This is a genomic window from Streptomyces sp. NPDC002467 (genome assembly GCF_042889825.1).
GTDB lineage: Bacteria > Actinomycetota > Actinomycetes > Streptomycetales > Streptomycetaceae > Streptomyces.
On sequence record NZ_JBIARJ010000014.1, the window covers coordinates 174,103 to 198,971 of the forward strand.

General features: G+C 71.2%; 26 protein-coding genes and 2 riboswitches. Of the genes, 12 read left to right on the top strand and 14 right to left on the bottom strand.

What is annotated here, in order from left to right; translation table 11 throughout:
• Window positions 1-169 precede the first annotated feature (169 nt).
• The 8 genes from ACFYYJ_RS27285 (at window position 170) to ACFYYJ_RS27320 (ending at window position 8,510) form a co-directional block, all read left to right on the top strand.
• Entirely contained in the window at window positions 170-1,390 is a 1,221-nt protein-coding gene (locus ACFYYJ_RS27285) for an Ig-like domain-containing protein (protein WP_389136332.1), read from the top strand.
• Between the two features lie 153 nt (window positions 1,391-1,543).
• Window positions 1,544-2,341, top strand: a complete 798-nt coding sequence (locus ACFYYJ_RS27290) for a collagen binding domain-containing protein (RefSeq protein ID WP_385122224.1) — start codon at window positions 1,544-1,546, stop codon at window positions 2,339-2,341.
• Between the two features lie 114 nt (window positions 2,342-2,455).
• A complete protein-coding gene (locus ACFYYJ_RS27295) occupies window positions 2,456-3,169 on the top strand; it encodes a L,D-transpeptidase family protein (protein ID WP_385122227.1) in 714 nt (237 codons plus the stop codon).
• Window positions 3,170-3,300: 131 nt separating this feature from the next.
• Window positions 3,301-4,542, top strand: a complete 1,242-nt coding sequence (locus ACFYYJ_RS27300; RefSeq protein ID WP_389136239.1) for an Ig-like domain-containing protein — start codon at window positions 3,301-3,303, stop codon at window positions 4,540-4,542.
• A 103-nt stretch (window positions 4,543-4,645) separates the two neighbouring features.
• Window positions 4,646-5,413, top strand: a complete 768-nt coding sequence (locus ACFYYJ_RS27305) for an enoyl-CoA hydratase/isomerase family protein (RefSeq protein WP_376656779.1) — start codon at window positions 4,646-4,648, stop codon at window positions 5,411-5,413.
• A 230-nt stretch (window positions 5,414-5,643) separates the two neighbouring features.
• Window positions 5,644-6,156, top strand: coding sequence for an ATP-binding protein (locus ACFYYJ_RS27310; RefSeq protein ID WP_385122232.1), 513 nt, complete (start codon window positions 5,644-5,646; stop codon window positions 6,154-6,156).
• 420 nt (window positions 6,157-6,576) lie between these two features.
• Complete coding sequence (locus tag ACFYYJ_RS27315; RefSeq protein ID WP_385362013.1) at window positions 6,577-7,326, top strand: polysaccharide deacetylase family protein; 750 nt, start codon at window positions 6,577-6,579, stop codon at window positions 7,324-7,326.
• Window positions 7,323-8,510: a YncE family protein gene (locus tag ACFYYJ_RS27320; RefSeq protein WP_385122235.1), complete on the top strand. Its 1,188-nt coding sequence runs from the start codon at window positions 7,323-7,325 to the stop codon at window positions 8,508-8,510. The genes ACFYYJ_RS27315 and ACFYYJ_RS27320 overlap by 4 nt, the downstream gene beginning before the upstream one ends.
• A 71-nt stretch (window positions 8,511-8,581) precedes the next feature.
• On the opposite strand, the gene ACFYYJ_RS27325 is transcribed toward ACFYYJ_RS27320, so the two are convergent.
• Window positions 8,582-9,820, bottom strand: coding sequence for a cytochrome P450 (locus tag ACFYYJ_RS27325; protein WP_389136244.1), 1,239 nt, complete (start codon window positions 9,818-9,820; stop codon window positions 8,582-8,584).
• The gene (locus ACFYYJ_RS27330) at window positions 9,801-10,550 is read right to left on the bottom strand and encodes a tRNA-dependent cyclodipeptide synthase (RefSeq protein ID WP_385122240.1); all 750 of its coding nucleotides are present in this window, start codon (window positions 10,548-10,550) and stop codon (window positions 9,801-9,803) included. The genes ACFYYJ_RS27325 and ACFYYJ_RS27330 overlap by 20 nt, the downstream gene beginning before the upstream one ends.
• Before the next feature lie 254 nt (window positions 10,551-10,804).
• On the opposite strand from ACFYYJ_RS27330, the gene ACFYYJ_RS27335 reads away from it, so the two are divergent.
• Window positions 10,805-11,017 carry an EF-hand domain-containing protein gene (locus ACFYYJ_RS27335; RefSeq protein WP_376656785.1) on the top strand — a complete coding sequence of 71 codons (213 nt, stop codon included), beginning with the start codon at window positions 10,805-10,807 and terminating at the stop codon, window positions 11,015-11,017.
• 46 nt (window positions 11,018-11,063) lie between these two features.
• Here ACFYYJ_RS27335 and ACFYYJ_RS27340 read toward each other — a convergent pair whose 3' ends face one another.
• The 6 genes from ACFYYJ_RS27340 to ACFYYJ_RS27365 are packed head-to-tail and all read right to left on the bottom strand — an operon-like array spanning window position 11,064 to window position 15,347.
• Window positions 11,064-11,672, bottom strand: coding sequence for a PadR family transcriptional regulator (locus ACFYYJ_RS27340; protein ID WP_385122243.1), 609 nt, complete (start codon window positions 11,670-11,672; stop codon window positions 11,064-11,066).
• Between the two features lie 9 nt (window positions 11,673-11,681).
• Window positions 11,682-12,698 carry a hypothetical protein gene (locus ACFYYJ_RS27345; protein ID WP_389136249.1) on the bottom strand — a complete coding sequence of 339 codons (1,017 nt, stop codon included), beginning with the start codon at window positions 12,696-12,698 and terminating at the stop codon, window positions 11,682-11,684.
• A 15-nt stretch (window positions 12,699-12,713) separates the two neighbouring features.
• Entirely contained in the window at window positions 12,714-13,535 is an 822-nt protein-coding gene (locus tag ACFYYJ_RS27350; protein WP_385122249.1) for an ATP-binding cassette domain-containing protein, read from the bottom strand.
• Window positions 13,532-14,281, bottom strand: coding sequence for a cobalt ECF transporter T component CbiQ (gene cbiQ / locus ACFYYJ_RS27355; protein WP_385361992.1), 750 nt, complete (start codon window positions 14,279-14,281; stop codon window positions 13,532-13,534). The genes ACFYYJ_RS27350 and cbiQ overlap by 4 nt, the downstream gene beginning before the upstream one ends.
• A gap of 2 nt (window positions 14,282-14,283) precedes the next feature.
• Window positions 14,284-14,670, bottom strand: coding sequence for an energy-coupling factor ABC transporter substrate-binding protein (locus ACFYYJ_RS27360; RefSeq protein ID WP_389136252.1), 387 nt, complete (start codon window positions 14,668-14,670; stop codon window positions 14,284-14,286).
• Window positions 14,667-15,347 (bottom strand): energy-coupling factor ABC transporter permease, encoded by a 681-nt coding sequence (locus ACFYYJ_RS27365; protein ID WP_384587920.1) that lies wholly within the window; start codon window positions 15,345-15,347, stop codon window positions 14,667-14,669. The genes ACFYYJ_RS27360 and ACFYYJ_RS27365 overlap by 4 nt, the downstream gene beginning before the upstream one ends.
• A 29-nt stretch (window positions 15,348-15,376) precedes the next feature.
• A riboswitch (cobalamin riboswitch) is annotated at window positions 15,377-15,572 on the bottom strand.
• A gap of 55 nt (window positions 15,573-15,627) precedes the next feature.
• Here ACFYYJ_RS27365 and ACFYYJ_RS27370 point away from each other — a divergent pair.
• A complete protein-coding gene (locus tag ACFYYJ_RS27370; RefSeq protein ID WP_385122256.1) occupies window positions 15,628-16,341 on the top strand; it encodes a flavodoxin family protein in 714 nt (237 codons plus the stop codon).
• A gap of 2 nt (window positions 16,342-16,343) precedes the next feature.
• Here the strand turns inward: ACFYYJ_RS27370 and ACFYYJ_RS27375 are convergent, their stop codons facing one another.
• Window positions 16,344-16,850, bottom strand: a complete 507-nt coding sequence (locus tag ACFYYJ_RS27375; protein WP_389136255.1) for a hypothetical protein — start codon at window positions 16,848-16,850, stop codon at window positions 16,344-16,346.
• 514 nt (window positions 16,851-17,364) lie between these two features.
• On the opposite strand from ACFYYJ_RS27375, the gene ACFYYJ_RS27380 reads away from it, so the two are divergent.
• The gene (locus tag ACFYYJ_RS27380) at window positions 17,365-18,231 is read left to right on the top strand and encodes a hypothetical protein (RefSeq protein WP_389136257.1); all 867 of its coding nucleotides are present in this window, start codon (window positions 17,365-17,367) and stop codon (window positions 18,229-18,231) included.
• A 75-nt stretch (window positions 18,232-18,306) separates the two neighbouring features.
• Here ACFYYJ_RS27380 and ACFYYJ_RS27385 read toward each other — a convergent pair whose 3' ends face one another.
• The 5 genes from ACFYYJ_RS27385 to gcvT all read right to left on the bottom strand — a co-directional run bounded on the left by ACFYYJ_RS27385 (window position 18,307) and on the right by gcvT (window position 23,358).
• Entirely contained in the window at window positions 18,307-19,689 is a 1,383-nt protein-coding gene (locus ACFYYJ_RS27385) for an L-serine ammonia-lyase (protein WP_385122275.1), read from the bottom strand.
• Between the two features lie 278 nt (window positions 19,690-19,967).
• On the bottom strand, window positions 19,968-20,330 hold the full coding sequence (locus ACFYYJ_RS27390) for a hypothetical protein (RefSeq protein ID WP_389136260.1): 363 nt from the start codon (window positions 20,328-20,330) through the stop codon (window positions 19,968-19,970).
• Between the two features lie 158 nt (window positions 20,331-20,488).
• Window positions 20,489-21,745 (bottom strand): serine hydroxymethyltransferase, encoded by a 1,257-nt coding sequence (gene glyA / locus ACFYYJ_RS27395; RefSeq protein ID WP_385122281.1) that lies wholly within the window; start codon window positions 21,743-21,745, stop codon window positions 20,489-20,491.
• A gap of 15 nt (window positions 21,746-21,760) precedes the next feature.
• Window positions 21,761-22,141 (bottom strand): glycine cleavage system protein GcvH, encoded by a 381-nt coding sequence (gene gcvH, locus ACFYYJ_RS27400; RefSeq protein ID WP_384587842.1) that lies wholly within the window; start codon window positions 22,139-22,141, stop codon window positions 21,761-21,763.
• A gap of 101 nt (window positions 22,142-22,242) precedes the next feature.
• Window positions 22,243-23,358, bottom strand: a complete 1,116-nt coding sequence (gene gcvT / locus ACFYYJ_RS27405) for a glycine cleavage system aminomethyltransferase GcvT (RefSeq protein WP_384587839.1) — start codon at window positions 23,356-23,358, stop codon at window positions 22,243-22,245.
• 158 nt (window positions 23,359-23,516) lie between these two features.
• Window positions 23,517-23,620: riboswitch (glycine riboswitch) on the bottom strand.
• Between the two features lie 234 nt (window positions 23,621-23,854).
• Here gcvT and ACFYYJ_RS27410 point away from each other — a divergent pair.
• Entirely contained in the window at window positions 23,855-24,541 is a 687-nt protein-coding gene (locus ACFYYJ_RS27410) for an AAA family ATPase (protein ID WP_389136265.1), read from the top strand.
• Window positions 24,542-24,869 lie beyond the last annotated feature (328 nt).

Consider the following 24,869-nt stretch of genomic DNA (forward strand, 5'->3'; position numbering starts at 1 on the left):
CCGCCTCCACGGCTCCTGGGTACCGGCGGGGGTGCGTCCCGGGCGTCCCGGCCCGGTCCGCCCCCGTCTGGTCCTTCACACTGTTCTGCCCGGACTGCCGTACCCGGAACGTCGACCGCGCTCACGTTTCCCCCGGAGGGGCCCGGTCGTTGGAGGGATCGTGACACTTCTGACGAGGCGGGCAGGGGCGGGCTTGGCCGCCGTGGCGGCATGGGCGGGCCTGCTCGGCGGCCTGACGGGATGCACCGAGGACGGCCGCTCCCCGGTCGAGATCGCGCTCCCGGGCAAACCCCGATCGCCGGACGAGGCCATCCGCATCACCCCCGAGGACAAGGCCAAGGACGTACCGGCCGACGGACGCCTCGTGGTCGCGGTGCCGGAGGGCCGGCTGGAGCGGGTCGTGGTCACCAAGGTGGAGGACGCGCAGGAGGAGGGGGTCCCCGGCTCCATCGCCGAGGACGGGCTCAGCTGGAGCCCCGACCCCGGGTCCGCCCGGCTCGCGCTCGCCGCCAAGTACACCGTGGACGCCGTCGCCCTCGACGGGCACGACCGCCGCCAGGCCCGGCACACCACCTTCACCACCTTCGTCCCCGAGGAGCGGTTCATCGGCTACTTCAAGCCCGAGAACCGCTCCACCGTGGGCACCGGCATGATCGTCTCCTTCGGCTTCAGCCACCCCATCGAGCGCAAGGTGGACGTGGAACGGGCCATCACCGTCACCTCCGAACCACCGGTGCAGGTCGTGGGCCACTGGTTCGGCAAGGAACGGCTCGACTTCCGCCCCAAGGAGTACTGGAAGCCCGGCACCCGGGTCACGGTCAAGGTGAACCTGCGGGACGTCGAGGGCGCCCCCGGCTCCTACGGCATCCAGGACAAGACGATCTCCTTCACGGTGGGCCGCTCCCAGACCTCGCTGGTGGACGCCGCCGCGCACACGATGGAGGTACGCCGGGACGGGCAGCTGCTGTCGACCGTGCCGATCAGCGCCGGATCCCCCAAGACCACCACCTACAACGGGAAGATGGTGGTGATGGAGATGTTCGACGTCACCCGCATGAACGGCCAGACCGTCGGCTTCGGCGGCGAGTACGACATCCCCGACGTCCCCCACGCCATGCGGCTCACCTCCTCGGGGACCTTCCTGCACGGGAACTACTGGCTCAGCCCCGACACCTTCGGCTCCAGCAACATGAGCCACGGCTGCGTGGGCCTGCGCGACGACAAGGGCGGCGGCTCGGACACCCCGGCGGGCTGGTTCTTCGACCGGACCCTGGTCGGGGACGTGGTGGAGGTCGTGAACTCCCAGGACAAGACGGTGGCCCCGGACAACGGTCTCGGCGGCTGGAACATGTCCTGGGCGGACTGGGTGGCCGGCTCCGCAGTCGCGTGAGCCGTGGCGTGAGCCGTGGCGTGAGCCGTCGCGTGAGCCGTGCGGGTGGTCCGTGTGATCGGAATGCCGTACGGGACGAGTGTCCTCCCGCACTCCCGTACGAGGCTCCGCGCAGCCTGTAGGGCGGACAGGCCCGCCCACGGACGGAGTGCCATGACAGGCAGGACAGCACGTACAGCGGCGAGGGCGAAGGCGGGGGCGCTCGGCCTCGCGGCCGTGATGGTGATCGCCGCGGCCCCGGCGGCCGAGACGACCAAGGTGGTGCTCCGGCAGACGGACGTGGACACCGGGGCGCCCCTGCGCGGCGCCCGGTTCGAGCTCTGGCGGGAGGCCAACGGCCGGGCCGGGCTCCAGACCACCGGCGCGAACGCCGACCGGCTGCGCGGCAGCGGCTGCGTGACCGACGCCAAGGGCACCTGCACGACCACCCAGCCGGTCGGCGAGACGTACTACTGGCGCCAGACCGCCGCCGCCGCGGGCTACGAGGGGACCGCCGACCCGGTCACCCCCTTCGACCTGGAGGAGGAGGACCGCCCGGACGGCATCGTCCTCAACGTCCCGCAGCGCAGGAAGGGCGCGGTGCACCGCGGCTCGATCCGGATCCTGAGCAAGGACGCCAAGACGGGCCGGCCCCTGCGCGGCACGGTGTTCGAGGTCTGGAAGGAGACCAACGGCACCAAGGGCCTCCAGGACCACGGCCTCGATGCCGACCAGCCGACCGGCGGCCTCGGTCTGGCCTCCGACGCGGGCGGCGCCAGCGACTTCACCGGCCTCTCGGACGGCTCGTACTACCTGACCGAGCGGGACCTCCCCGAGGGGTACGTGATGCCGGAGCAGTCGGTGACCGGCCCGCTGGCCCTGGACGCGAAGACTCCGGGCCGCCGGCTCGTGGTCACCGTCAAGAACGAGCGCGACCTCTACGGCAAGCTCCCCGACACGCGGGCCCGCTGACCCGTCGGGGTGACAGCGTTCACCCCTCCGGCCCACTTCCGGGCGCCCCCACCCCGCCCGGCCGGGTTGGCTGGGGGCAGCGGGGCCCGGCCGGCGGGCCCGAGGAGGCTCCCGATGGCCGCAGCCCGGACGACAGCCCTGACGGCCCGAGCGGCCGCTCTCGCCGCCGTACTCGCCCTGGCGGGACCGACCCCGGCGACGGCGGCCGAGACCACCGGCCCCGAGCCGGTCAGCGCCTGCTGGTCCAACACCGGCCCCTACCAGCGGGAGCTGGAGGCCCATCTGCGCCGCCCCGTCGACGGCACGGAGTCCGTGGCGGACTGCCTCGCCATCCGCTCCTTCCAGTGGAAGAACGGGGTCCGCCCGGCCGACGGCTACGCGGGCGTGGACACGTACCGCATGATGCTCGTCGTGGCGGCCCGCCCGAACCCCAACGCCCGCGGCGACTGTCCCGTCGAGGAGGAGCGGGTGACCTGCGTGGACCTGGACCGGCAGCTGCTCTGGGTCCAGGAGGACGACCGGATCGTCTTCCCCGTCGTGCCCATCCGCACCGGTCGGGACACGGAAGAGACCCGCCGCGGCCGGCACGAGATCTACTGGCGCAGCAAGGACCACAAGTCCACGCTCTACAACAACGCCCCCATGCCGTACGCACAGTTCTTCGACGGGGGGCAGGCCATCCACGCCCGGTCCGACTACCTCTACGCCCACGGAGGCTCCGGCGGCTGCGTCAACCTAGCCGAGCCGGACGCCGTGAAGCTGTGGAACCTGCTCACCGAGGGCGACACCGTCTACGTCTGGGGGACCAAGCCGGGCACCGACGGCTGAGCCCGATCCCGGCGGGTTCCGGCCCGCGGTCAGGGCTTCTTGGGACGGAACGGTGACATGACCGTTTCTCTTCGTGATCCCCCCGTGTGATTTCCTGTCGACATGCGCGCGACTGTCCGCGCGCGGGGGACATGGGGAGAACACGAGTGAACCTGCAGCCGATTCGCGGTCGCGTCCGCACCGGCCTGCCGGCCCTTCTGCTGGGGGCGGCCCTGCTGTTCACCACCGCGTGCAGCGGCGGCGGGGGCAACAACGCGGGCACGGGTGGGGACAACGCCGGGGGCGGCGGAGGCAAGGCCGGTACGGAAGCCTCCAAGGCCGTGGTCAGCGTCCAGCCCGAGGACGGGGCCAAGGAGGTCGCCACCAGCGGCGTCCTGAAGATATCCAGCACCGGCGGCAAGCTCGCCACGGTGACCGTCGCCGACACCAAGGGCAACGCGGTCGAGGGCAAGCTGGCCGCCGACGGCGCGAGCTGGGAGCCCGCCCGCAACCTCGCCTCGGCCACCGAGTACAAGGTGCACGCGGTCGCCAAGGACGAAGCCGGCCGGGAGTCCGCCAAGGACACCACCTTCACGACCCTGACCCCGCAGAACACCTTCGTCGGGCACTACACGCCCGAGGACGGGGCGGAGGTCGGCGTGGGCATGCCGGTCTCGATCAACTTCACCCGCGGCATCACCAACACCGAGGCCGTGGAGAAGGCCATCACGGTCACGGCCGAGCCCGCCGTGCAGGTCGAGGGCCACTGGTTCGGCAACGACCGCCTCGACTTCCGTCCCGAGAAGTACTGGGCGGCCGGCACCAAGGTCACCGTGAAGATCGCCCTCGACGGAGTCGAAGGCCGCCCCGGCGTCTACGGCAAGCAGACCCGCACGGTCAGCTTCAAGATCGGCCGCTCCCAGGTCTCCACCGTCGACGCCGGCGAGCACACCATGCAGGTCGTGCGCGACAACCAGGTGATCAAGGACCTTCCGATCACCGCGGGCGCCCCGTCGACCACCACCTACAACGGGCAGATGGTCATCAGCGAGAAGTACAAGGTGACCCGGATGAACGGCGCGACCGTCGGTTTCGGCGGCGAGTACGACATCTCCGACGTCCCGCACGCGATGCGGCTGTCGAACTCCGGCACCTTCGTCCACGGCAACTACTGGGCCTCCTCCGGCACCTTCGGCTCGGAGAACGTCAGCCACGGCTGCGTCGGCCTGAAGGACGTCCGCGGAGCCGGCGACGACAAGCAGCCCGCGGCCTGGTTCTTCAACGAGTCCCTGATCGGCGACGTGGTCATCGTGAAGAACTCCAAGGACAAGCAGATCGCGCCCGACAACGGCCTCAACGGCTGGAACATGGACTGGGCGGAGTGGATCAAGTAAGCCCCGTCCGTACGTAGTCGAATCGGACCCTGTGTCCGGTGGCCCGGTGCTGTGACCCACAGCACCGGGCCACTTCGCGTTAACCGGCGCTAACCTGACCCGCATGACCATCTCTCTCGAAGTCTCCGAAGGCGTCGGCACCATCCGCCTGGACCGGCCGCCCATGAACGCCCTGGACATCGCCACCCAGGACCGGCTGCGCGAGCTCGCGGTGGAGGCCACCGACCGCGCGGACGTCCGCGCGGTCATCCTCTACGGCGGCGAGAAGGTGTTCGCGGCGGGCGCGGACATCAAGGAGATGCAGCTGATGGACCACGCGGCGATGGTCGCCCGGTCCCGCGGTCTCCAGGACGCCTTCACCGCCGTGGCGCGCATCCCCAAGCCCGTCGTCGCGGCCGTCACCGGCTACGCGCTGGGCGGCGGTTGCGAACTCGCGCTGTGCGCCGACTACCGGATCGCCGCCGACAACGCCAAGCTCGGCCAGCCCGAGATCCTGCTCGGTCTGATCCCGGGCGCGGGCGGCACCCAGCGGCTCTCCCGGCTGGTCGGCCCGTCCAAGGCCAAGGACCTCATCTTCACCGGGCGGATGGTCAAGGCCGACGAGGCGCTCGCCCTCGGCCTCGTCGACCGGGTCGTGCCCGCCGCCGAGGTGTACGAGCAGGCGCACGCCTGGGCCGCGAAGCTGGCCCAGGGCCCGGCGCTCGCGCTGCGCGCCGCCAAGGAGTGCGTGGACGCGGGCCTGGAGGCCGACATCGACACCGGCCTCACCATCGAACGCAACTGGTTCGCGGGCCTGTTCGCCACCGAGGACCGCGAGCGCGGCATGCGCAGCTTCGTCGAAGAGGGCCCGGGCAAGGCGAAGTTCGTCTAGGTCCTCCCTGGGGGTGGATTAGCCGGGCCTTAAGGCAGCCTTAAGGGGAATCGGTGATCCACTCACGGTGATCGTTCCCGTGCGGTGCGTAACGGCAGGTCAGGGTGGGTTTTACGGCCCTCCGCATGCCTCCCGCATATGACAGGGCACCCCCTTGGATTCGTTGAACCCGGGGGGTGTTTTCCTCTGGAACGGCCCGGAGGGGCGGTGCGGCCGTCCATGATGGGTGCATGGCGGGCCTGGAGGGTGTGGAACAGCCGCGGCAGCGCAGTGGCGCTCCGGTCGTGCGGCTCACGGCGGCTCTTGAGGACGAACAGGGCCTCAAGGCGATGGAGTCGTACGGGAATCCGGCTGAGGCCGAGGTGACGCTGCCGTCCATGCCGGAGTCGGCGAGCACGGCCCGCCGGCTCACCCAGTGCGTGGTGATCCGCCTCTGGGGCCTCTCGCCGCAGACCGCCGAGCACGCCGTCCTGTTGGTCTCGGAACTCGTCGGCAACGCGGTCCGGCACACCGGCGCCCGCTCCTTCGGCTTACGCATGCTGCGCCGGCGCGGCTGGATCCGCGTCGAGGTGCGGGATCCCTCGCGCGGGCTGCCCTGCCTGATGCCGGTCCACGAGTTGGACATCACCGGCCGGGGCCTCTTCCTCGTGGACAAGCTCTCCGACCGCTGGGGCGCCGACCTGCTGCCGCGCGGCAAGATCACCTGGTTCGAGATGCGCGTGGCCGACCGCCAGAACGCCTGAAGCCCCCGGGTCGCCGTGGTGGGGCTTGTGCGGGGGCCTCATGAGGGTGCCGAGGATCGAATGGGGTGTGTGATCCTCGGCAGTGCGACTTCGCTCGGGTCAATGGGGAAGTCGTGGTCTCGACTATGGCAGACGCGGGCTCAAACGCCAAAAGTCCTTACTCGGACATAAGTGTGCAAATCGGAAGACTCTCGCGTTGAATCCTAGGTGAGGTGGGACACCTGCCTCGCAATCGATGAATAAATATCGAACGCTACGTGTGAATCGATGCCCGGATAGCGAACAGGAGCCCTCCGGAAGGACTTCCGGCGAACGCCCTGAATTGGGTCAATCATTACCATCCGGGCCATCCGCCCCTTAAATGGGCAGGTGCTCTCACATCCAGGCCGCAGAGCGGCCCTGCGCGCGGCCGCTCTCGGGATGGCCGGCGCGGCGACGGCCGGCCTCACCGCCGCCTGCGGATCGGGCCGCCCCGCCGACGCGCCCTCCGCCCCGCCCCCGGGCCCGGCCAGACCCTCCTCCAGGCAGGTGCCGGCCGCCGCGGCCTCCCCGCGCCGGTTCGCGGGGCAGCCCGTCGAGATCGGCCACGGTCCGCGCGACCGACCACGCGTCGCCCTCACCTTTCACGGCAACGGGGACCCCGCCATCGCCCGCGCGGTGCTCACCGAGGCCGAGCGGGCGGGCGCGCGGGTGACCGTACTCGCGATCGGGAGCTGGCTCGACGCGCACCCGGACATGGCCCGCCGCGTCCTCGACGGCGGCCACGAGCTCGGCAACCACACCCAGCGCCACCTCGCGATCAACGACATGCCCGAGGCGGAGGCGTACGCCGAGATCACCGGCTGCGCCCAGCGGCTCAAGCGCCTCACGGGCTCCATCGGCACCTGGTTCCGGCCCTCGCAGACCCAGTACGCCACCCCCCTCGTCCGCACACTCGCCCAGCGGGCCGGGTACCCGCACGTCCTCTCGTACGACGTGGACTCCCTCGACTTCACCTCACCCGGTGCCGCGGCCGTCATCCGCAACGTCACCGGGACGATCCACGGCGGATCGGTGGTGAGCCTGCACTTCGGCTACGCGGACACGGTCGACGCGATGCCTCCCCTCCTCGACGAACTCGCGCGCCGCAAGCTGCGCGCGGTGACCACCACGGAGCTGCTGACCCCATGACGACCATCCGCCTTCCCCGGAAGGCCACCGTGCTGCTCGCCGGTCTGGTCCTCGCCGCCCTGGCCGGCTGCGGATCATCCGACAAGGGTCCCGCCGAGGCCATGGGCACCAAGGGCCCGGCCAAGCCCGTCAAGGCCGTGCCCGCCATCCCGCCCGGACTGCCCGGCATGCCGCCCGTCCTCGACCCCAATGACGTCTACGCGGCGGACCGGCCGAACAAGCTCTCCCCGGTGGTCAAGGACTTCCCGTCCCGCGTCTACGTGCCGAACACCAACTCCAACACGGTGTCCGTCATCGACCCGACGACCTACCAGGTCATCGACACCATCCCGGTCGGCGTCCAGCCCCAGCACGTGGTCCCGTCCTGGGACATGAAGACCCTGTGGGTCAACAACAACCGGGGCCACACGCTCACCCCGATCAACCCGGCCACCGGCGAGGCGGGCAAGCCGGTGGAGGTGCACGACCCGTACAACCTCTACTTCACGCCCAACGGCAAGTACGCCGTCGTCATGGCCTCGATGGACAAGGAGCTCGTCTTCCGCGACCCGCACACCATGGACCGCGTCAAGACGGTCCCGGTGAGCTGCTACGGCGTCAACCACGCGGACTTCTCGCTCGACGGCCGCTACTTCATCGTGAGCTGCGAGTTCTCCGGCGAACTCCTCAAGGTCGACACCGAGAAGATGGAGGTCATCGGGCAGCAGAAGCTGCCGTTCGAGGGCGCGATGCCGCAGGACGTGAAGGTCTCGCCGGACGGGAAGACCTTCTACGTCGCCGACATGATGGCGGACGGCATGTGGGTGCTCAGCGGCGACAAGTTCGAGACGCCCAAGCTGCTGCCCACGGGCAAGGGCTGCCACGGCCTGTACGTGAGCCGCGACTCCAAGGAGATGTACGTCTCGAACCGCGGCGAGGGCAGCATCTCGGTCTTCAATTTCCCGCAGAACAAGCTCACCAAGAAGTGGGAGCTGCCCGAGGGCGGCAGCCCCGACATGGGCGGCGTCTCCGCCGACGGCAAGGTGCTGTGGCTGTCCGGCCGCTACAACTCCGAGGTCTACGCCATCGACACCACGAGCGGCAAGGAACTCGCGCGTATCCCGGTGGGCAGCGGCCCGCACGGCCTCGCCGTGTACCCGCAGCCCGGCCGCTACTCCCTCGGCCACACCGGCATCTTCCGGTAGCCGGCGGCCCGTGGTCGACGGGCGTGAGGGGCCCCGGGAGCTCGCACTGCTCCCGGGACCCCGGTCCGGTGCTACCAGGCGACGGGCAGCCGCTCCGGCAGGCGCTTGATGAAGCCCGTACGCCAGACCAGGTTCTCCGCGGGGACCGCGAGGCGCAGCCCGGGCAGCCGCTCGACCAGCACCTCCAGGGCGATCTCGGCGTGCGCCCGGCCCAGCGCGGAGGCCGGGCAGAAGTGCCGGCCGGCGCCGAAGGCGAGGTTGGCGTTCGGACTCTCGCGCTCCAGGTCCAGCACGTCCGGCTCGTCGAAGGCCGCCGGGTCGAAGTTGGCCCCCTCCAGCAGGACGAGCACCAGCTCGCCCTTCATGACCCGCACCTCACCGACCCGTACGTCGGCCAGCGCGATGCGCGGCAGGCCGTCCCCGACGGACAGGTTCCAGCGCAGCAGCTCCTCCACGGCCCGGCCCATGCGCTCCGGGTGGTCCCGCAGGTACCCGATGAGCTCGGGCCTCTGGAGCAGCGCGAGCACCGCGAGGGTCAGGAAGGCGGAGGTGGACACCGCGCCCGCCCCGAAGAGCGAGACGGCGACCGTCGCGAACATCTCGTCGGTCAGGTGCGCCGACTCCGGGTCCGCCTCCCTCAGCTCGGCGAACTTCCCGAGGAGCCCCGTACGCTCCTCGGGGTCCAGCGAGAGCTGCACCCTCAGCCGGTCGGCGAAGTAGCCGACGTCCTTGTACCAGTTGAGGGCCGAGTCGGCGAACGGTTCGCGCGCGGTCATGAACGCGACGTCCAGCCCCGACATCAGCCGGCGCCAGTCATCGAACGGCACCCCGAGCACCTCGCAGTGCAGGGCCGCCGAGAAGGGGTCGGCGAAGCCGGCCCGGAGGTCGGCCGGGCCCCCCTCGTCCACGATCCGGTCGAGCAGCTCGCCGGCCTTGGCGAGCAGCCGCTCCCGGAGCCCCGCCTGGCGCGGGTTCAGGGCCTTCATCACGGCGCTCCGCAGCCCCGCGCCGTTGATGTTGCCCATGTTGTTCACGACCTCGGGCGGGATCGTCAGCGCGTACTGGCGCGGTACCCCGGCGTCGGCCGTGTCCTTCAGGCTGAAGCGTTCGTCCTCCAGCACCTGCCGGGCCAGTGCGTAGCTGCTCACCAGCCAGGCCGGGTCCCCGGTGAGGGTGCGGACCCTGGCGACCGGGGCCTTCTCGCGCAGCCAGGCGCACTCCTCGGGCAGGACGTCGCCGCGGCGCGAGAGCGGGAAGTCGAGGAGCGGCTGCCCTTCCGGGGCGTTCGGGTCAAGCTGCTCGACGCTCATCGAGGTCCCCTCCGGTCGTGGTGTTCTCGGGCCTGACGACGGCGTACGCCTGGTTACGGGTCGCGCGCAGACCCCCGCCGCGTGCGAAGAGGACGTCCGTCAGCGGCATCCGGACGTGGTACGCGGCCACGGAGGACGGCACGTCAAGGATGCTCGGGGTGTCCACGAAGAACGGCAGCTCGGCTGCCATGTAGTCGAAACAGACGCGCAACTGCTCGTCGGTGATCGATTCACCTTCCGGCAACTTCGATCCGACAAAATGAAGGGCCATCTCCTCGCAGCCCTTGCGGAATTCGTCGTCGGTTTCCAGGAAATGCAGAACCCGCCGGTGCAGCAGTTGATAAACGGGGTTCGACTGGAACTCGGAAAGCGCCCTCACTCGGATTTCCGCCTGCGGAGCGGTCGACTCCGACGACTCCGACAGCTCCGACACGCCTTTGGTGATCCTGCGCCGGACCGCCTTGATCTCCTTCGTGGCGCGCTTCTCCGCGTGCTCCCCCGTGTAGCCGAAGGCGGCGAACATCCGGTCCACGTGGAGGTCCGCGTACACGAAGTCGACCTGTGCGAACCGGGTCACTGCCCACCGGGCCAGGCCGGCGATGCGCTCGGAGCTGAAGTAGCTGTTTCCGGGGCTCACCCCGATGAGTACATGGTCGCCGTCTTCCCAGATGTGCCGGCAGGTGCGGGTGAAGGGCAGAACTTCGAATGATGCGTCGTCCGTGATCGTCATTTGATTGATCGCCCTTTATGCCACTAGTCCCGGGGAGCCCTGCGCTCCTGGTGTGGCGGCAATGCCGTTACGTTATGCGTTGATCCCGGAGCGTGACAAGGGGGTGCCGCAATTGTTGGGTGGAATTATAGATTCCGCCTACTCGGGAGTTAATTGAATTTCTTTCTGCCGCTTGAACGGGACCCGCGGCGGCCCCCGGCCCGGGCGGCCGCTACCCTGGGCCGGTCAACAAGCACCAAGAAGGGGTGGACCCAGTGGCGGACATCGAGAGCGCACGGGCGACGTTCGACAAGTTCGACGTCGACGGCGACGGCTTCATCACGGCCGACGAGTACAGCGCTGCCATGAAGGCGATGGGTGACGCGTTCGTCACCGCCGCGGTCGCCGACGCCGTGGTCGCCTCCAAGGACCTGAACGGCGACAAGAAGCTGAGCTTCGACGAGTTCTGGGCCTCCCTGAACAAGTAACACCTCACCGCACGCCCCCTCCCCGCCCGCCGGGGCGGGGGCGCGGTCATGCCTCCGGCCCGGTCCCGCCGTCCTCGGTCCCGCCGTCCCCGGTGCCGCCGTCCTCGGTCCGGCCACCCGCGGCCATGTCCTCGACCTCGGCCAGCGCCTCCTCCAGCCAGTGCAGCCAGAACGTCTCCAGGGCGATCCCGCCGTGCAGCACGAGCCGGCGCAGCCGGTCCTCCACGGCGTCGCGCCCGGGCGGGAAGTCCTTCTCCTCGATGGCCTCGTACTGCGCCAACTGCCTCTGGTGCAGCTCCAGATGACGCCGCAGCTCCGGCCCGAGCCCCTGCGGCCCCACGACCCCCGCCGCGCGGATCCGCAGCAACAGCGGGTCCCGCATCGGCTTGGGGTCCTGGCTCTCGCCGACCCAACGCGCGAGCTCGGCGCCGCCCGCCGGCAGCACCTCGTACTCCTTCTTCTGCCCCCGCAACGGCACCTCGCCGGGCAACTCCCGGATCAGCCCCGACTCCTCCAGCCGCCCCAGCTCCCGGTAGATCTGCTGGTGGGTCGCCGACCAGAAGTACCCGATCGACTTGTCGAACCGCCGCGTCAGCTCCAGCCCAGACGAGGGCTTTTCGAGCAGGGCGGTGAGAATGGCGTGCGGGAGCGACATGCCGCCATCCTAGATACGCCGGTCCTGCCGATCCCGCGGCAGCTCCAGGACGGCGATCCCGTTCTCCACGGCCACCGCCACGCGGGTGCCGTCGCCGTGCAGGGCCGTCACGGGGCTGGGGAAGTGCGTGACCCCGTACGCCCCGTCCCGTCGGGGCACCGCCACGTCGGGCCACTCGGCGAGCACGGTGCCGTCCGTGGCGTCCACCAGGCGCGGATGCCCGTACAGGGACAGGACGCGGTTCCCGCCGCAGGGGACGAGCGTGCCCCAGTCGGCGGCGCCCGCGCTCCGGTGGAGCCACCGCGCGGCGGAGCAGGACCAGACGGCCAGCTCCCGCACGCCCAGGGCCCGCTGGTCCTCGCCATCCGCTTCCCCGGCACCCAGGTCCCAGTCGTTCGCGGCCACCGCCAGCCGGTCCGAGTCGAGCCAGCATGCGGAGCTCACTTCGGCGTCCAGCGCCGCGTTCCCCGGGGCCCCCTGCCCGTCGAGCAGCGAGGGGTTCGCCGCAGCCGCCTCCAGGTCGTAGGCGCTCACCAGGCCGAACGGGCTCCACACCCAGCCGGCGGACAGCAGCCGCCTGCCGTCCGGGCTCACGGCGAGCCGGGAGTGGAAGAAGTCGCGGGGCTCGCGCGGCCCGGAGGTGAGCCGCTCCCCGCTCGCGGCGTCCTCGACCTCCAGGACGTTGTACTCCTCCGGGCAGTGGACCAGCACCTCGCGCCCGTCCGGCAGGGTGCCGAGGGCGACGGGGTAGTCGTAGTCCCGGGCGGAGTAGTGGCTCCGGTCCAGCTCCCGCGCGATCCTCTGCCCGTCGAGGAGGAGCGCCTTCGTGCCGCGCTCCTCGTAGACCACCGTCCAGCGGCCGGAGGGCGAGTGCGCGGCCCGGTCGAACTCGTACCCGTACCGGAACCCGCTCGCGTGCTCGGCCCCGTCCGGGGTCCAGCGGCGGAACGCGCCCGCCGCGTCGACCAGTTCGTCGCCGTCCCAGCGGAGGGACCCGGGAGTGCCCGAAGCCTTGAAGATCCTCATGAGCGGCGAACCTACCTACTGCCAGGGGGTCAGCGCCTCCGGGATTCGGGGGCCGGGGGCGTGCGGGTCCAGGAGGCCGTGGGCGCGGAGGACGGCAGTCACCGCCGGGGACCAGGCCTGGCGCAGGCCCGCCTCGGCCAGCAGGGACGGGTCCGAGAGGAGGGTCCCGGCCGGGCCCGTGCGGATGCCCGACGGGGTCAGCACCGCCGCGTCGTCGGCCCAGCGGACCGCCAGGTCCACGTCGTGCGTGGCCATCACCACCGTGGTCCCGGACGCCCGCAGGCCCGCCAGGACGTCCAGGAGCCGCTCCTGCCCGTCCGGGTCGAGCCCGGCCGTCGGCTCGTCCAGGATCAGCACGCGCGGAGCCATCGCCACCGCGCCCGCGATCGCCGCGCGCTTGCGCTGGCCGTAGGAGAGGAGGTGGGTCGGGCGGTCGCGAAGCGCCGTGATGTCCAGGGCCGCCAGGGCCGAGTCGACGCGCTCGCGGACCTCCGGCGCGGGCAGGCCCAGGTTCATCGGGCCGAAGGAGACGTCCTGCTCCACGGAGGCGGCGAACAGCTGGTCGTCCGGGTCCTGGACCACCAGCTGGACCGCCGTCCGCAGCCGGGTCAGGCCCTTGCGGTCGTACGTCACCTCCGCGCCGTCGAGGTGCAGCGAGCCCGAGCCGGGCCGCAGGCCCCCGCTCAGCAGCCGCATCAGCGTGGTCTTGCCCGAGCCGTTGCGGCCCAGCAGCACCAGCGCCCGGCCCCCGGCGATCCCGAAGTCCACGCCGGACAGCACGGCGGGCCCGTCCTCGTAGGCGTAGCCCGCGCCCACCAGCTCCACCAACGGCCTCACAGGTACAGCTCCTTCAGTACGAGGGTCACGGCCACCAGGGCCGACAGCAGTGCGGCGGACGCGGCGAGGAACCGCCACGACAGGGCCGCCTCGGGCACGAGCACCCGCAGCGAGCCGTCGTAGCCGCGCCCCGCCAGGCCCGACTGGAGCCGCGCGGCGCGGTCGAAGGCCCGTACGAACGAGGTCGCGGCCAGGCCGGCCACCGAACGCCAGGCCGCCGCCCGCCCGGTGTTCCCGAGGCGGGCCGCCTGGGCCTGGCGGATGCGGGCCAGCGAGTCGAGCAGCAGGAACGTGATCCGGTACATGACCAGGGCCACGTCCACCACCGGGGCCGGCACGCCCGCCCGGACCAGCCGGGGCAGCACGTCCGACACCGGGGTGGTGAAGGCGAAGAGCAGCACGCCGAGCGAGGCCGCCGAGGTGCGCAGCAGCAGCTCGACGGCGTGCTGGAGCCCGCCGGGGGCCGGCGCGACCCAGCCCCCGGGCCCGCCGACCGAGACCAGCAGCGGCAGCGCCCCGGTGAAGCAGAAGCCGAGCGGGATCCGGAAGGCCCGCCACAGCTGCCGCCGGGCCACTCCGGCGGGCCCGAGCAGGACCGCCAGCGTGGCGGCCCCGACGATCGGCCCCCCGGGCCAGGCCGGCAGGCACACGGCGGTCACCGTGAGCCCGATGCCGAGCAACGCCTTCTCCAGAGGATGCCGCCACCGCCACCGACTGCCGTGCGCGGCGACATCGATGGGCAACACCGTCAGCTCCCCCCGCCGCCGGCCCCGGACCCCGTCTCCGGGCCCTGTCCGGCTGCCACGCCCTCCGCCGCCGGGTCCGCGGCGGCAGCGGCGGCCGCGCCCTGTCGGCGGCCCTTGCGGAGGCCGAAGTAGTACGCCAGTACGCCCGCGCCCAGGGCCGCCTGGAGGGCGAACAGGGCCGATTCGATCTCCGCCGACGGGGGCTCGTACAGCGGTGAGAACCAGGGCTCGTAGTCCGGCTTCAGCTCGGTGATGGCGGCCTCGGCCTGCGCGTCGGCGCCGGTGAACGGCTCCTCCTTGCCCTCGCCGAGCCCCAGCGCGAGCGGGAGCACGGCGAGCGCCGCCACCAGGAACAGCAGCAGGGCGTTGATCTTCGCGTTCCTGCTCACCGGGCCACGGCCTCCTTCGCCTTCGCGACGCCGAGGCGGATCAGGTCCGAACGGCTCGACCGCATCAGCAGCCGCATCACCAGCACGGTCAGCAGCCCCTCGCTCACCGCGAGCGGTATCTGCGTCACCGCGAAGATCCCGCCGAACTTCCCGAGCGCGCCGAGGAAGCCCGTACCCGGGTCCGGGAAGGCCAGCGCCAGCTGCACCGAGGTCACGCAGTAGGTGACCAGGTCGGCGACGAAGGCACCGAAGAACACGGTCACCATCAGCGGCACGTCGAGGCCCCGCAGCAGCCGGTAGATCCCGTAGCCCGCCCACGGCCCGGCGATGGCCATCGAGAAGACGTTGGCGCCGAGGGTGGTCAGCCCGCCGTGCGCCAGCAGCAGCGCCTGGAAGAGCAGGGTGATCGTGCCCAGCACCGCCATGACCGGCGGCCGGAACAGGATCGCTCCGAGCCCCGTGCCCGTCGGGTGCGAGCAACTGCCCGTCACCGAGGGGATCTTCAGCGCGGACAGGACGAAGGTGAACGCTCCGGACGCCCCGAGCAGCAGGGTGCTCTCCGGATTGGCCTTCACCTCACGGGTGAGGGCGCGGACACCGTGTACGACGAAGGGGGCGGACGCGACGCCCCAGGCGGCCGCGTGCCATGGGGGTAGGAACCCCTCGGCTATATGCATGAGTAGGGAAGACCTCTCCAGCACCTCGTGGATGGACAGCGCGCCCCGGCCGGTCTCCTGGCTCACGGGTTCTGATGCCCGGGCCCCGCCTTCCCGGGGCCGTGCGGTCTCCCGCGCGGGCCCAGTGGCTTCCCGTAGGAGTGGAGCCGGACTTCCCGATCACAGTGGCGAGGGCCGCACCGGTTTCCCACCGGTTTCCCGAACACCAAGGCCCACTGACCCTATCCCGTCCGGCCGCGCCCCGATGGCGCCACCTCCCGACCCCGGCCAGGCTGGGGGAGTGACTGCCGAACCCGACTACTCGAACCTCTCCGCCCTCTTCGTGAACTGCACGCTCAAGCGATCGCCCGAGGTCAGCAACACCGAGGGTCTGATCGACAAGAGCCGTGCCGTCATGGAATCGGCCGGAGCCCGTACGTCGCTCATCCGCGCCGTCGACCACGACATCGCGACCGGAGTCTGGCCGGACATGACCGAACACGGCTGGGAGACCGACCAGTGGCCGGTGCTCTACAGCCAGGTGATGGACGCCGACATCCTCGTCCTCTGCGGCCCGATCTGGCTCGGCGACAACAGCTCCGTGATGAAGCAGGTCATCGAACGGCTCTACGCCTGCTCCTCGATCCTGAACGACCAGGGGCAGTACGCCTATTACGGCCGGGTCGGCGGCGCGCTGATCACCGGCAACGAGGACGGCGTCAAACACTGCGCCATGAACGTCCTGTACAGCCTCCAGCACCTCGGCTACGCGATCCCGCCGCAGGCCGACGCGGGCTGGATCGGCGAGGCCGGACCCGGGCCGTCCTACCTCGACCCGGGCTCGGGCGGCCCCGAGAACGACTTCACCAACCGCAACACCACCTTCATGTCCTGGAACCTGATGCACCTGGCCGCCCTCCTCAAGGGCGCGGGCGGCATCCCGGCGCACGGCAACCAGCGCTCCCTGTGGGACGCCGGCTGCCGCTTCGACTTCCCGAACCCCGAGCACCGCTAGGTTCAGCGGGCGATGTCCACGACGAACCGTTCGGGGGAGTGCAGGGGGAAGGCGCGGTAGTAGGGCAGCGTGTCGAAGGCGGCGCCGAAGGTCACGTACCCCTCGAAGTCCCCGGTGAGCGCGATGCCCTTGAGCTTGGGCAGGGCGATCCTCTGCAGCCTGGGTCCGAGGTAGACGTTCCCGCCCGCGTCGTCGTGGGCGGCGGCGGGATGGAGGCGGATCTCCAGGAAGTACCTCCCGGGCAGCGGCACGGGCTTGCCGGACCCGTCTTGGACCAGGTGCGGGACGGGGGTGACGGTCGCGGTGGGGACGTACCCCCGGATGTCGATGACGATCCGGTCATAGGTGGGGTGCCCGGCCCAACGGGCATCGACCACGAGCGGGCTGCCGGACTGCGCCCGGGCGGCGGTGGTGGTGGCGGTGGCGGCCGGTGCGGCGAGCGAGAGCCCCGCGGTGAGCAGGACACCGGAGGCCAGGGCCGCGATCCGGCGGAACTGTCGGTGGATCATGACGTCCCCTCGATTCTCGAGAGACTGGGGACAAACGTGTCAAATGTGAAGACATCGGACGTGCGGCATCGGTTGCACCAGCGGCCGGACCGGTCGACACGACCGGAAGAGGGGCGCCATCGACGGCCCCGACCCGAGGCCGACCGGGCGGCGACCGGCGGCCGACCCGGCGGACACCCCGCATGGGGCGATCCTGCCAGGAAGGGCCGGGCCAGGTCAGGGCGTTTCCGGGGCGATTGCCGGGCAGGTGCTCGCAACCCCATGTCCGCAGGCCGCGTTGGCAGTTGACTGTTTTGGTGGCGGCGGACGTCCGCTGGTACCTTCCGCGCCGCACCCATACTGCATCACAAGGAAGGAAACCGGCGTGACATTCGGGGGACAGAACCCGTACGGCCCGACAGGGCAGCCGAACGGAGGTCAGGCACCGCCATGGCCGGGCGTGCCGCCGCAGCCCGGCTCCCCTCCTTACCCCACCTCGAATCCGTACCCGTACATGCCGCCGTACCCTCCACACGTGGCGCACCGTCCGCTGTGGCAGCAGTTTCGCGATGGCGACTGGCCCCCGTTCCTGGAACTGCTGAAGCGGGTACGCATGAACGGCTGCGCGTGGGTCGCGGTCGCGTTCTGCCTGTGGCCCCTGCTCATCCCCGCCCTGGCCTATCCGCTGGCCCGCTCGGCCCGCCGGCAGGCGCGGGCGACGTTCCCTCCGCACGTCCACCACAGCCTGTCGGATCCGGAGGTGGTGCGCGTACAGAAGATCAGGGCCGTGGTCGCGCTGGTCGCGTCGTTCCTGATCCTCGTCCTCTACGGCACCGAGTCGGACCTTGCCGAGATGCAGGGGCAGTACCTGCTCAGGCTCACCATCACGCCGTGGCTGTTGCTGCTCACCGCACCCTTGGTGATCATGGTCCTCCTGCGGCTCGCACCCGAGGCCGCGAGGCCGGGGATGCGCGCCAGACTCCGGCCCGCCGTGCGCTCGGCCCTCATCTACTTCGGCGCGTTCACGGCCGTGCCGTTGCTCTTCATGGGCACGAAACTCGTCGTCGAGACCTTGCAGTCCTCCCTGTACGGCCCGTTCCTCGCGATTCCCGCGCTCGCGCCGCCGGTGTGGATGCTGTTCTTCGTCTGCTTCGCGTCCGCCACGCTGGTCCGCTCCGCGTTCGGTACCGCCGCGGTGCACGCCGCGCTTCCGGCCCTGCTGACGGGTGTGCTGGTGTGGGAGCTCGCGGTCGTCAACCTGGCCATGACCGGAATGCCGCCGGGCCCGCCGGTCATTCAGATCTGCGCCCTGATCTGCGGTCCGGCATCGGTGTCGGCGGTGGCGTGGTGGGAGATCGGCCGACTGCGCACCATGTACGGGATCACTCTGCGGGGGGAGTGACCGAGGGAACGGGGATGCGAAGGGGAAGGCCCCGGCCGGCGCCGCAGGACGCGACGCCGGCCGGGGCCGGGGGGATCAGCACTCGATGACGTTGACCGCGAGGCCGCCGCGGGCCGTTTCCTTGTACTTGATCTTCATGTCCGCGCCGGTCTCCTTCATGGTCTTGATGACCTTGTCGAGGGAGACCTTGTGGCTGCCGTCGCCGCGCATCGCCATCTTCGCCGCGGTGACCGCCTTGACCGCCGCCATGCCGTTGCGCTCGATGCACGGGATCTGCACCAGGCCGCCGACCGGGTCGCAGGTCAGGCCCAGGTTGTGCTCCATGCCGATCTCGGCCGCGTTCTCCACCTGCTCCGGGGTGCCGCCCAGCACCTCGGCGAGGGCGCCCGCCGCCATCGAGCAGGCCGAGCCCACCTCGCCCTGGCAGCCGACCTCGGCGCCGGAGATGGAGGCGTTCTCCTTGAACAGCATGCCGATCGCACCGGCCGCGAGGAGGAAGCGGACCACGCCGTCCTCGTCCGCGCCGGGGACGAAGTTCATGTAGTAGTGCAGGACGGCCGGGAGGACGCCCGCCGCACCGTTGGTGGGCGCGGTGACGACCCGGCCGCCCGCCGCGTTCTCCTCGTTGACCGCCATCGCGTAGATCGTGGTCCACTCGCTGCGGTGCATCATCGGGTCGCCCTCGGTGCGCAGCTGGCGCGCCGTGGAGGCGGCCCGGCGCTTGACCCGCAGGCCGCCCGGCAGGATGCCCTCGCGGGACATGCCGCGCGCGACGCAGGACTGCATGACGCGCCAGATCTCCAGGAGGCCCTCGCGGATCTCCTCCTCCGTGCGCCAGGCCTTCTCGTTCTCCAGCATGAGGGAGGAGATCGACAGGCCGGTCTCGTTCGCGAGGCGCAGCATCTCGTCGCCGGAGCGGAAGGGGTACTTCAGCACGGTGTCGTCGAGCTTGATGCGGTCCTCGCCGACCGCGTCCTCGTCCACGACGAAGCCGCCGCCGACCGAGTAGTAGGTCTTCTCCAGCAGCGGGGTGCCGGCCGCGTCGTACGCGAAGAGGGTCATGCCGTTCGCGTGGTAGGGCAGCGAGCGCCGGCGGTGCAGGATCAGCTGGTTCGGCTCGTCGAAGTCGATCTCGTGGACCTCGCCTATCTCCGTGCCGAGGAGGCGCAGGCGGCCGGTCTTGCGGATGCGCTCGACCTCGTCGTCCGCCGTCTCCACGTTCACCGTGCGCGGGGAGTGGCCCTCCAGGCCCAGCAGCACCGCCTTGGGGGTGCCGTGGCCGTGGCCGGTCGCACCGAGGGAGCCGAAGAGCTCGGCCCGCACGGACGCCGTCTGGGCGAGTACGCCGTCCTTCTTCAGCCGCGTCACGAACATGCGCGCGGCGCGCATCGGACCGACCGTGTGGGAGGAGGAGGGGCCGATGCCGATGGAGAAGAGGTCGAAGACGGAGATGGCCACTGGCGGACTCCCTTGTCTGCTCGTGGGGTGGGAGGGGGCAGGAGAGGTGTATTGCGGATTTTGTCCGGCAGGCGAGCTTATCGCGGTGAGGTGAACGGCTCGTCTGCCGGACGAGGTGGTGTGCGTTACGCGGACGGGTCGGGCGGGTGCCGGTTCACGCTCCGGAGCCGGTACGTCGCCGCGTGCGGACGGGTCGGCTTCGAGCGTCGGGTCGAGGGCCGGGTCGACGGCGCGGTCGAGGATCGGGTCGGGGTCGGGCAGGCCCGCGTGGTGGGCCTTCACGCCCGCGCCCACGGCCCAGTGGTACGTACCGAGGGCCATGGCCGCCACCAGGGCGATGTCCCGCAGGGACAGGGTGCCGAGGAAGAAGACGATCCACCAGGCGGGGCGAACTGGCGGGCCAGGTCGTGCTCGCCCTTGCGGGAGAGCACCAGCGCGGCGATCGGGGCGGCCGGCAGGGTCAGGGCGGTGACGATGCCGGTGTTCGGCCACTTCGACCGGTACAGCGCGCACGCCGCGAAGACGAAGGTCAGCGGAGACAGGATCCTCGCCGCCGGGAGGCGGAACGGGCGGGGCAGACCGGGCTTCGTGCGGCGGAAGACGCCCACCGCGACGGGGCCGATCAGGTACGAGATCACCATGGCGGCCGAGATGATCGGCGCCAGGGTCTTCCAGCTGCGGCCGACGGTGACCAGGAGCAGGACGGAGAAGCCCAGGTGGGCCGCATCCGCCTGGGGCTTTGGTCATGAGAAGGGCCCGACCCTGTGGAAACCAAGGCCGGGCCCCTTCAGGCCGTTGCCTAGAGCGACGGGTACAGCGGGAACTTAGCGGCGAGCGCGGAGACGCGCGCCTTCAGGTCCGCCGCGTCGTACTCCGGCTTCAGGGCCTGCGCGATGATCTCGGCGACCTCGGTGAACGCCTCGGCGTCGAAACCGCGGGTGGCCAGGGCCGGCGTACCGATCCGCAGACCCGAGGTGACCATCGGCGGCCGCGGGTCGTTCGGGATGGCGTTGCGGTTGACCGTGATGCCGACCTCGTGGAGGCGGTCCTCGGCCTGCTGGCCGTCCAGCTCGGAGTCGCGCAGGTCGACCAGGACCAGGTGCACGTCGGTGCCGCCGGTGAGGACGTCCACGCCCACGGCCTTGACGTCGTCCTGGACCAGACGGGCGGCGAGGATCTTCGCGCCCTCCAGGGTGCGCTCCTGGCGCTCCTTGAACTCGGGCGAGGCCGCGACCTTGAAGGAGACGGCCTTGGCCGCGATCACGTGCTCCAGCGGACCGCCCTGCTGACCCGGGAAGACCGCGGAGTTGATCTTCTTGGCCAGCTCCTGCGTCGACAGGATGACACCGCCGCGCGGACCGCCGAGGGTCTTGTGCGTGGTGGTGGTGACGACGTGGGCGTGCGGCACCGGGTTCGGGTGCAGACCCGCGGCGACCAGGCCGGCGAAGTGCGCCATGTCGACCATCAGGTACGCGCCGACCTCGTCCGCGATGCGGCGGAAGGCGGCGAAGTCCAGCTGACGCGGGTACGCGGACCAGCCCGCGACGATCAGCTGCGGCTTGGACTCCTTGGCGAGGCGCTCGACCTCGGCCATGTCGACCTGGCCGTCCTCACCGACGTGGTACGGGACCACGTTGTAGAGCTTGCCGGAGAAGTTGATCTTCATGCCGTGGGTCAGGTGACCGCCGTGGGCCAGGTTCAGGCCCATGATCGTGTCGCCCGGCTTCAGCAGCGCGAACATCGCGGCCGCGTTCGCCTGCGCACCGGAGTGCGGCTGCACGTTCGCGGCCTCGGCGCCGAACAGCGCCTTGATCCGGTCGATGGCGATCTGCTCGACGACGTCGACGTGCTCGCAGCCACCGTAGTAACGGCGGCCGGGGTAGCCCTCGGCGTACTTGTTGGTCAGGACGGAGCCCTGGGCCTCCATGACGGCGACCGGAGCGAAGTTCTCCGACGCGATCATTTCGAGGGTCGACTGCTGGCGCACGAGCTCGGCGTCGACGGCTGCGGCGACGTCGGGGTCGAGTTCGTGGAGAGGGGTGTTCAGTACGGACATCAGGATCCCCTGGGGTCAGTTACCGGCGGTGAGTGCGGTGTACTCGTCGGCGGAGAGCACGTCCTTGGGCTCCTCCGAGATGCGCACCTTGAACAGCCAGCCGCCCTCGAAGGGGGCGGAGTTCACCAGGGACGGGTCGTCGACGACGTCCTGGTTGGCCTCGACGACCTCACCGGAGACGGGGGAGTAGAGGTCGCTGACCGACTTCGTCGACTCCAGCTCGCCACAGGTCTCGCCCTCGGTGACGGTGTCGCCGACCTCGGGGAGCTGGGCGTAGACGACGTCACCGAGCGCGTTGGCCGCGAACTCGGTGATGCCGACCGTCGCGACGCCGTCAACGACGTCCGACAGCCACTCGTGCTCCTTGGTGTAACGCAGCTGCTGGGGGGTGCTCATGGCCTGATTCTCCTGGATGCGCGGGGGTGGAAACGAACGGTGGTCTTGGGTACTGCGACATCGCCGCACGGGGCACCCGGCGGCAGGCCTGACTACAAGGACTACTTCTGCCGCTTGTAGAACGGCAGAGCGACGACCTCGTACGGCTCATGCGTACCGCGAATGTCGACGCCGACGCCGGAGGTGCCGGGCGCGGCGTGCGCCGCGTCGACGTACGCCATCGCGATCGGCTTGCCCAGGGTCGGGGACGGGGCGCCCGAGGTGACCTCGCCGATCACCTGGCCGTCGGCGACCACGGGGAAGCCGGCGCGCGGGACGCGGCGGCCCTCGGCGACCAGGCCGACCAGCTTGCGCGGCGGGTTCGTGGCGGCGCGCTCGGCGGCGGCCTCCAGGGCGGCGCGGCCGACGAAGTCGCCCTCCTTCTCGAACTTCACGACCCGGCCCAGACCCGCGTCGAACGGGGTCAGCGAGGTGGTCAGCTCGTGCCCGTACAGCGGCATGCCCGCCTCCAGGCGCAGGGTGTCGCGGCAGGACAGGCCGGCCGGGACCAGGCCGACGCCCTCGCCGGCCTTGGTCAGCGCCTGCCACAGCTCCACGGCGTGCTCGGGGGAGACGAACAGCTCGAAGCCGTCCTCGCCGGTGTAGCCCGTACGCGCGATCAGCGCGGGCACGCCGGCCACGGTGCCCGGCAGGCCGGCGTAGTACTTCAGCCCGTCCAGGTCGGCGTCGGTGAGGGAGGCGAGGATGCCGGGGGACTCGGGGCCCTGCACCGCGATCAGCGCGTACGCGTCGCGGTCGTCGCGGACCTCGGTGTCGAAGCCGGCGGCGCGCTCGGTGAGCGCGTCCAGCACCACCTGGGCGTTGGAGGCGTTCGCGACGACCATGTACTCGGTCTCGCCGAGGCGGTAGACGATCAGGTCGTCGACGATGCCGCCGTCTTCCCGGCAGATGTGCGTGTAGCGGGCGCGGCCGACGCCGACGGTGGAGATGTTGCCGACCAGCGCGTAGTCCAGGGCCTTGACGGCCTCCGGCCCGGTCAGCGTGATCTCGCCCATGTGGGAGAGGTCGAAGAGACCGGCCTTGGTGCGGACGGCGTTGTGCTCGTCGCGCTCGCTGGCGTACCGCAGGGGCATGTCCCAGCCCGCGAAGTCGGTCATGGTCGCACCGAGGGAACGGTGCAGCGCATCGAGGGCGGTCAGGCGGGGGGCAGTGCTCATGGGTGTGGCTCCCGGGTCCCAGGGCATGACATGACGAGGAGGGGTCCTCCCCATCTGTCATCGGAACCTGAGAGGTTCGCCGAGAGTTCCTGACGCGTCAGGGATCTCCGGCTTGCACCTTGGGTGGAGCTGCCGAGCAGCTCGCTTTTCAGATCTGCCTCATCCACGCGGTACGGGGCCTGAGAGATTCAAGGGAGGTTCTTGCTCCTTCGGCGCCCACGCACCGCCTTGCGGCGTGCCGGGACTCTCCCGCGCGGATTCAAGCGGCCGGTATGCAGTTGGTGATGCGGGGGTGATGCGGTTGGTCCAGATGGCGCACATCATTGCACGGCATGGTGGTGATCGGGTGGGTGGGCCCGAAAGATCGTGCGGCTGTCCAGGGGGTGGACGGGGTCGAGGACGGGAACCCCGACCGGAACCGAAGCCACCGGATTACCGTCTCTTTACACTCAGTGGGGAAGGGTCCTGGTGACCCGATTCGGGGGAGGCGAGCACTGTGCGGAGATTCGTGGGTGCGGCGGCGGCCGCGGGGACCGCGGGCGCGGTGCCGGCGCAGCGGGCCGGTGCGTCGGCCCGGGCGCGCGGGCACGAGGCCGGTCCGGTACGGGACCTGCGCGGTCCGGGCGTGCGGGGCCCGCGGCGGCTGCGCTTCGCCGAGGGCGACATCGTGGTCGTGTCCGGCCTGCCGGGGGGCGGCAAGAGCACGCTGATCAAGCGGGCGGCGGCCGAGGGCGGTGCGGAGGGCGGCGCCGTCGACTCCCAGGACACCCGCGAGCGCTGGGAGCGCCGGATGCCGGGGGCGCTGCCGTACGCGGTGTACCGGCCGCTGGTGCGGGTCGCGCACTACTGGGGGCTGTGGCGGCAGCTGCGCTCCGGGCGCTCCGTCGTGGTGCACGACTGCGGGACGCAGAGCTGGGTGCGGGGGCTGCTCGCGGCGGCGGCGCGGCGGCGGGGGCGCGCGCTGCACCTGCTCCTGCTGGACACCAGCCCCGAGGAGGCGCTGTCGGGCCAGGCCGCGCGGGGGCGGGGGGTGTCGGCGTACGCCTTCGCCCGCCACCGGGGTGCGGTGGGGCGGCTACTGCGCGAAGCGGAGGCCGGGCGGCCGCCGGCGGGGTGCGCCTCGGCCACCCTCCTGGACCGCCGGTCCGCGTCCGCGGTCACCCGGATCGCCTTCCACCCGTAGCCACCGGGTGCGCTCCCGCTGCCGGCGACCGGTCCCCCGCCCGTGTGCGGCGCCGCCGCTGGGGCTCCGCCCCAGACCCCGCGCCTCAAACGCCGGCGAGGCTGGATGTGGCTGATGCGGGTCCGCCAGGCGCAGCTGGATTGCCCGCAGCAGGGCAATTTCAGCCCCGCCGGCGTTTGGGGCGCCGCCGGAGGCAAAACAGCCCCGCCGGCGTTTGAGGCGCGGGGGCTGGGGCGGAGCCCCGGGAGCGGTGCGGCACGTTGCGTACAACCGAACCCCGGCGGAGGCGTGTCGGTGGGGGCCGGTACCCTGCGGGGCGACAACTCGC

Bases quoted from the DNA above. Each gene is read 5' to 3' on its own strand.
- ACFYYJ_RS27290 (WP_385122224.1), top strand. From the start codon at position 1,544: ATGACAGGCAGGACAGCACGTACAGCGGCGAGGGCGAAGGCGGGGGCG.
- ACFYYJ_RS27295 (WP_385122227.1), top strand. From the start codon at position 2,456: ATGGCCGCAGCCCGGACGACAGCCCTGACGGCCCGAGCGGCCGCTCTC.
- ACFYYJ_RS27300 (WP_389136239.1), top strand. From the start codon at position 3,301: ATGGGGAGAACACGAGTGAACCTGCAGCCGATTCGCGGTCGCGTCCGC.
- ACFYYJ_RS27305 (WP_376656779.1), top strand. From the start codon at position 4,646: ATGACCATCTCTCTCGAAGTCTCCGAAGGCGTCGGCACCATCCGCCTG.
- ACFYYJ_RS27310 (WP_385122232.1), top strand. From the start codon at position 5,644: ATGGCGGGCCTGGAGGGTGTGGAACAGCCGCGGCAGCGCAGTGGCGCT.
- ACFYYJ_RS27315 (WP_385362013.1), top strand. From the start codon at position 6,577: ATGGCCGGCGCGGCGACGGCCGGCCTCACCGCCGCCTGCGGATCGGGC.
- ACFYYJ_RS27320 (WP_385122235.1), top strand. From the start codon at position 7,323: ATGACGACCATCCGCCTTCCCCGGAAGGCCACCGTGCTGCTCGCCGGT.
- ACFYYJ_RS27325 (WP_389136244.1), bottom strand. From the start codon at position 9,820: ATGAGCGTCGAGCAGCTTGACCCGAACGCCCCGGAAGGGCAGCCGCTC.
- ACFYYJ_RS27330 (WP_385122240.1), bottom strand. From the start codon at position 10,550: ATGACGATCACGGACGACGCATCATTCGAAGTTCTGCCCTTCACCCGC.
- ACFYYJ_RS27340 (WP_385122243.1), bottom strand. From the start codon at position 11,672: ATGTCGCTCCCGCACGCCATTCTCACCGCCCTGCTCGAAAAGCCCTCG.
- ACFYYJ_RS27345 (WP_389136249.1), bottom strand. From the start codon at position 12,698: ATGAGGATCTTCAAGGCTTCGGGCACTCCCGGGTCCCTCCGCTGGGAC.
- ACFYYJ_RS27365 (WP_384587920.1), bottom strand. From the start codon at position 15,347: ATGCATATAGCCGAGGGGTTCCTACCCCCATGGCACGCGGCCGCCTGG.
- ACFYYJ_RS27375 (WP_389136255.1), bottom strand. From the start codon at position 16,850: ATGATCCACCGACAGTTCCGCCGGATCGCGGCCCTGGCCTCCGGTGTC.
- ACFYYJ_RS27390 (WP_389136260.1), bottom strand. From the start codon at position 20,330: ATGGTGATCTCGTACCTGATCGGCCCCGTCGCGGTGGGCGTCTTCCGC.
- glyA (WP_385122281.1), bottom strand. From the start codon at position 21,745: ATGTCCGTACTGAACACCCCTCTCCACGAACTCGACCCCGACGTCGCC.
- gcvH (WP_384587842.1), bottom strand. From the start codon at position 22,141: ATGAGCACCCCCCAGCAGCTGCGTTACACCAAGGAGCACGAGTGGCTG.
- gcvT (WP_384587839.1), bottom strand. From the start codon at position 23,358: ATGAGCACTGCCCCCCGCCTGACCGCCCTCGATGCGCTGCACCGTTCC.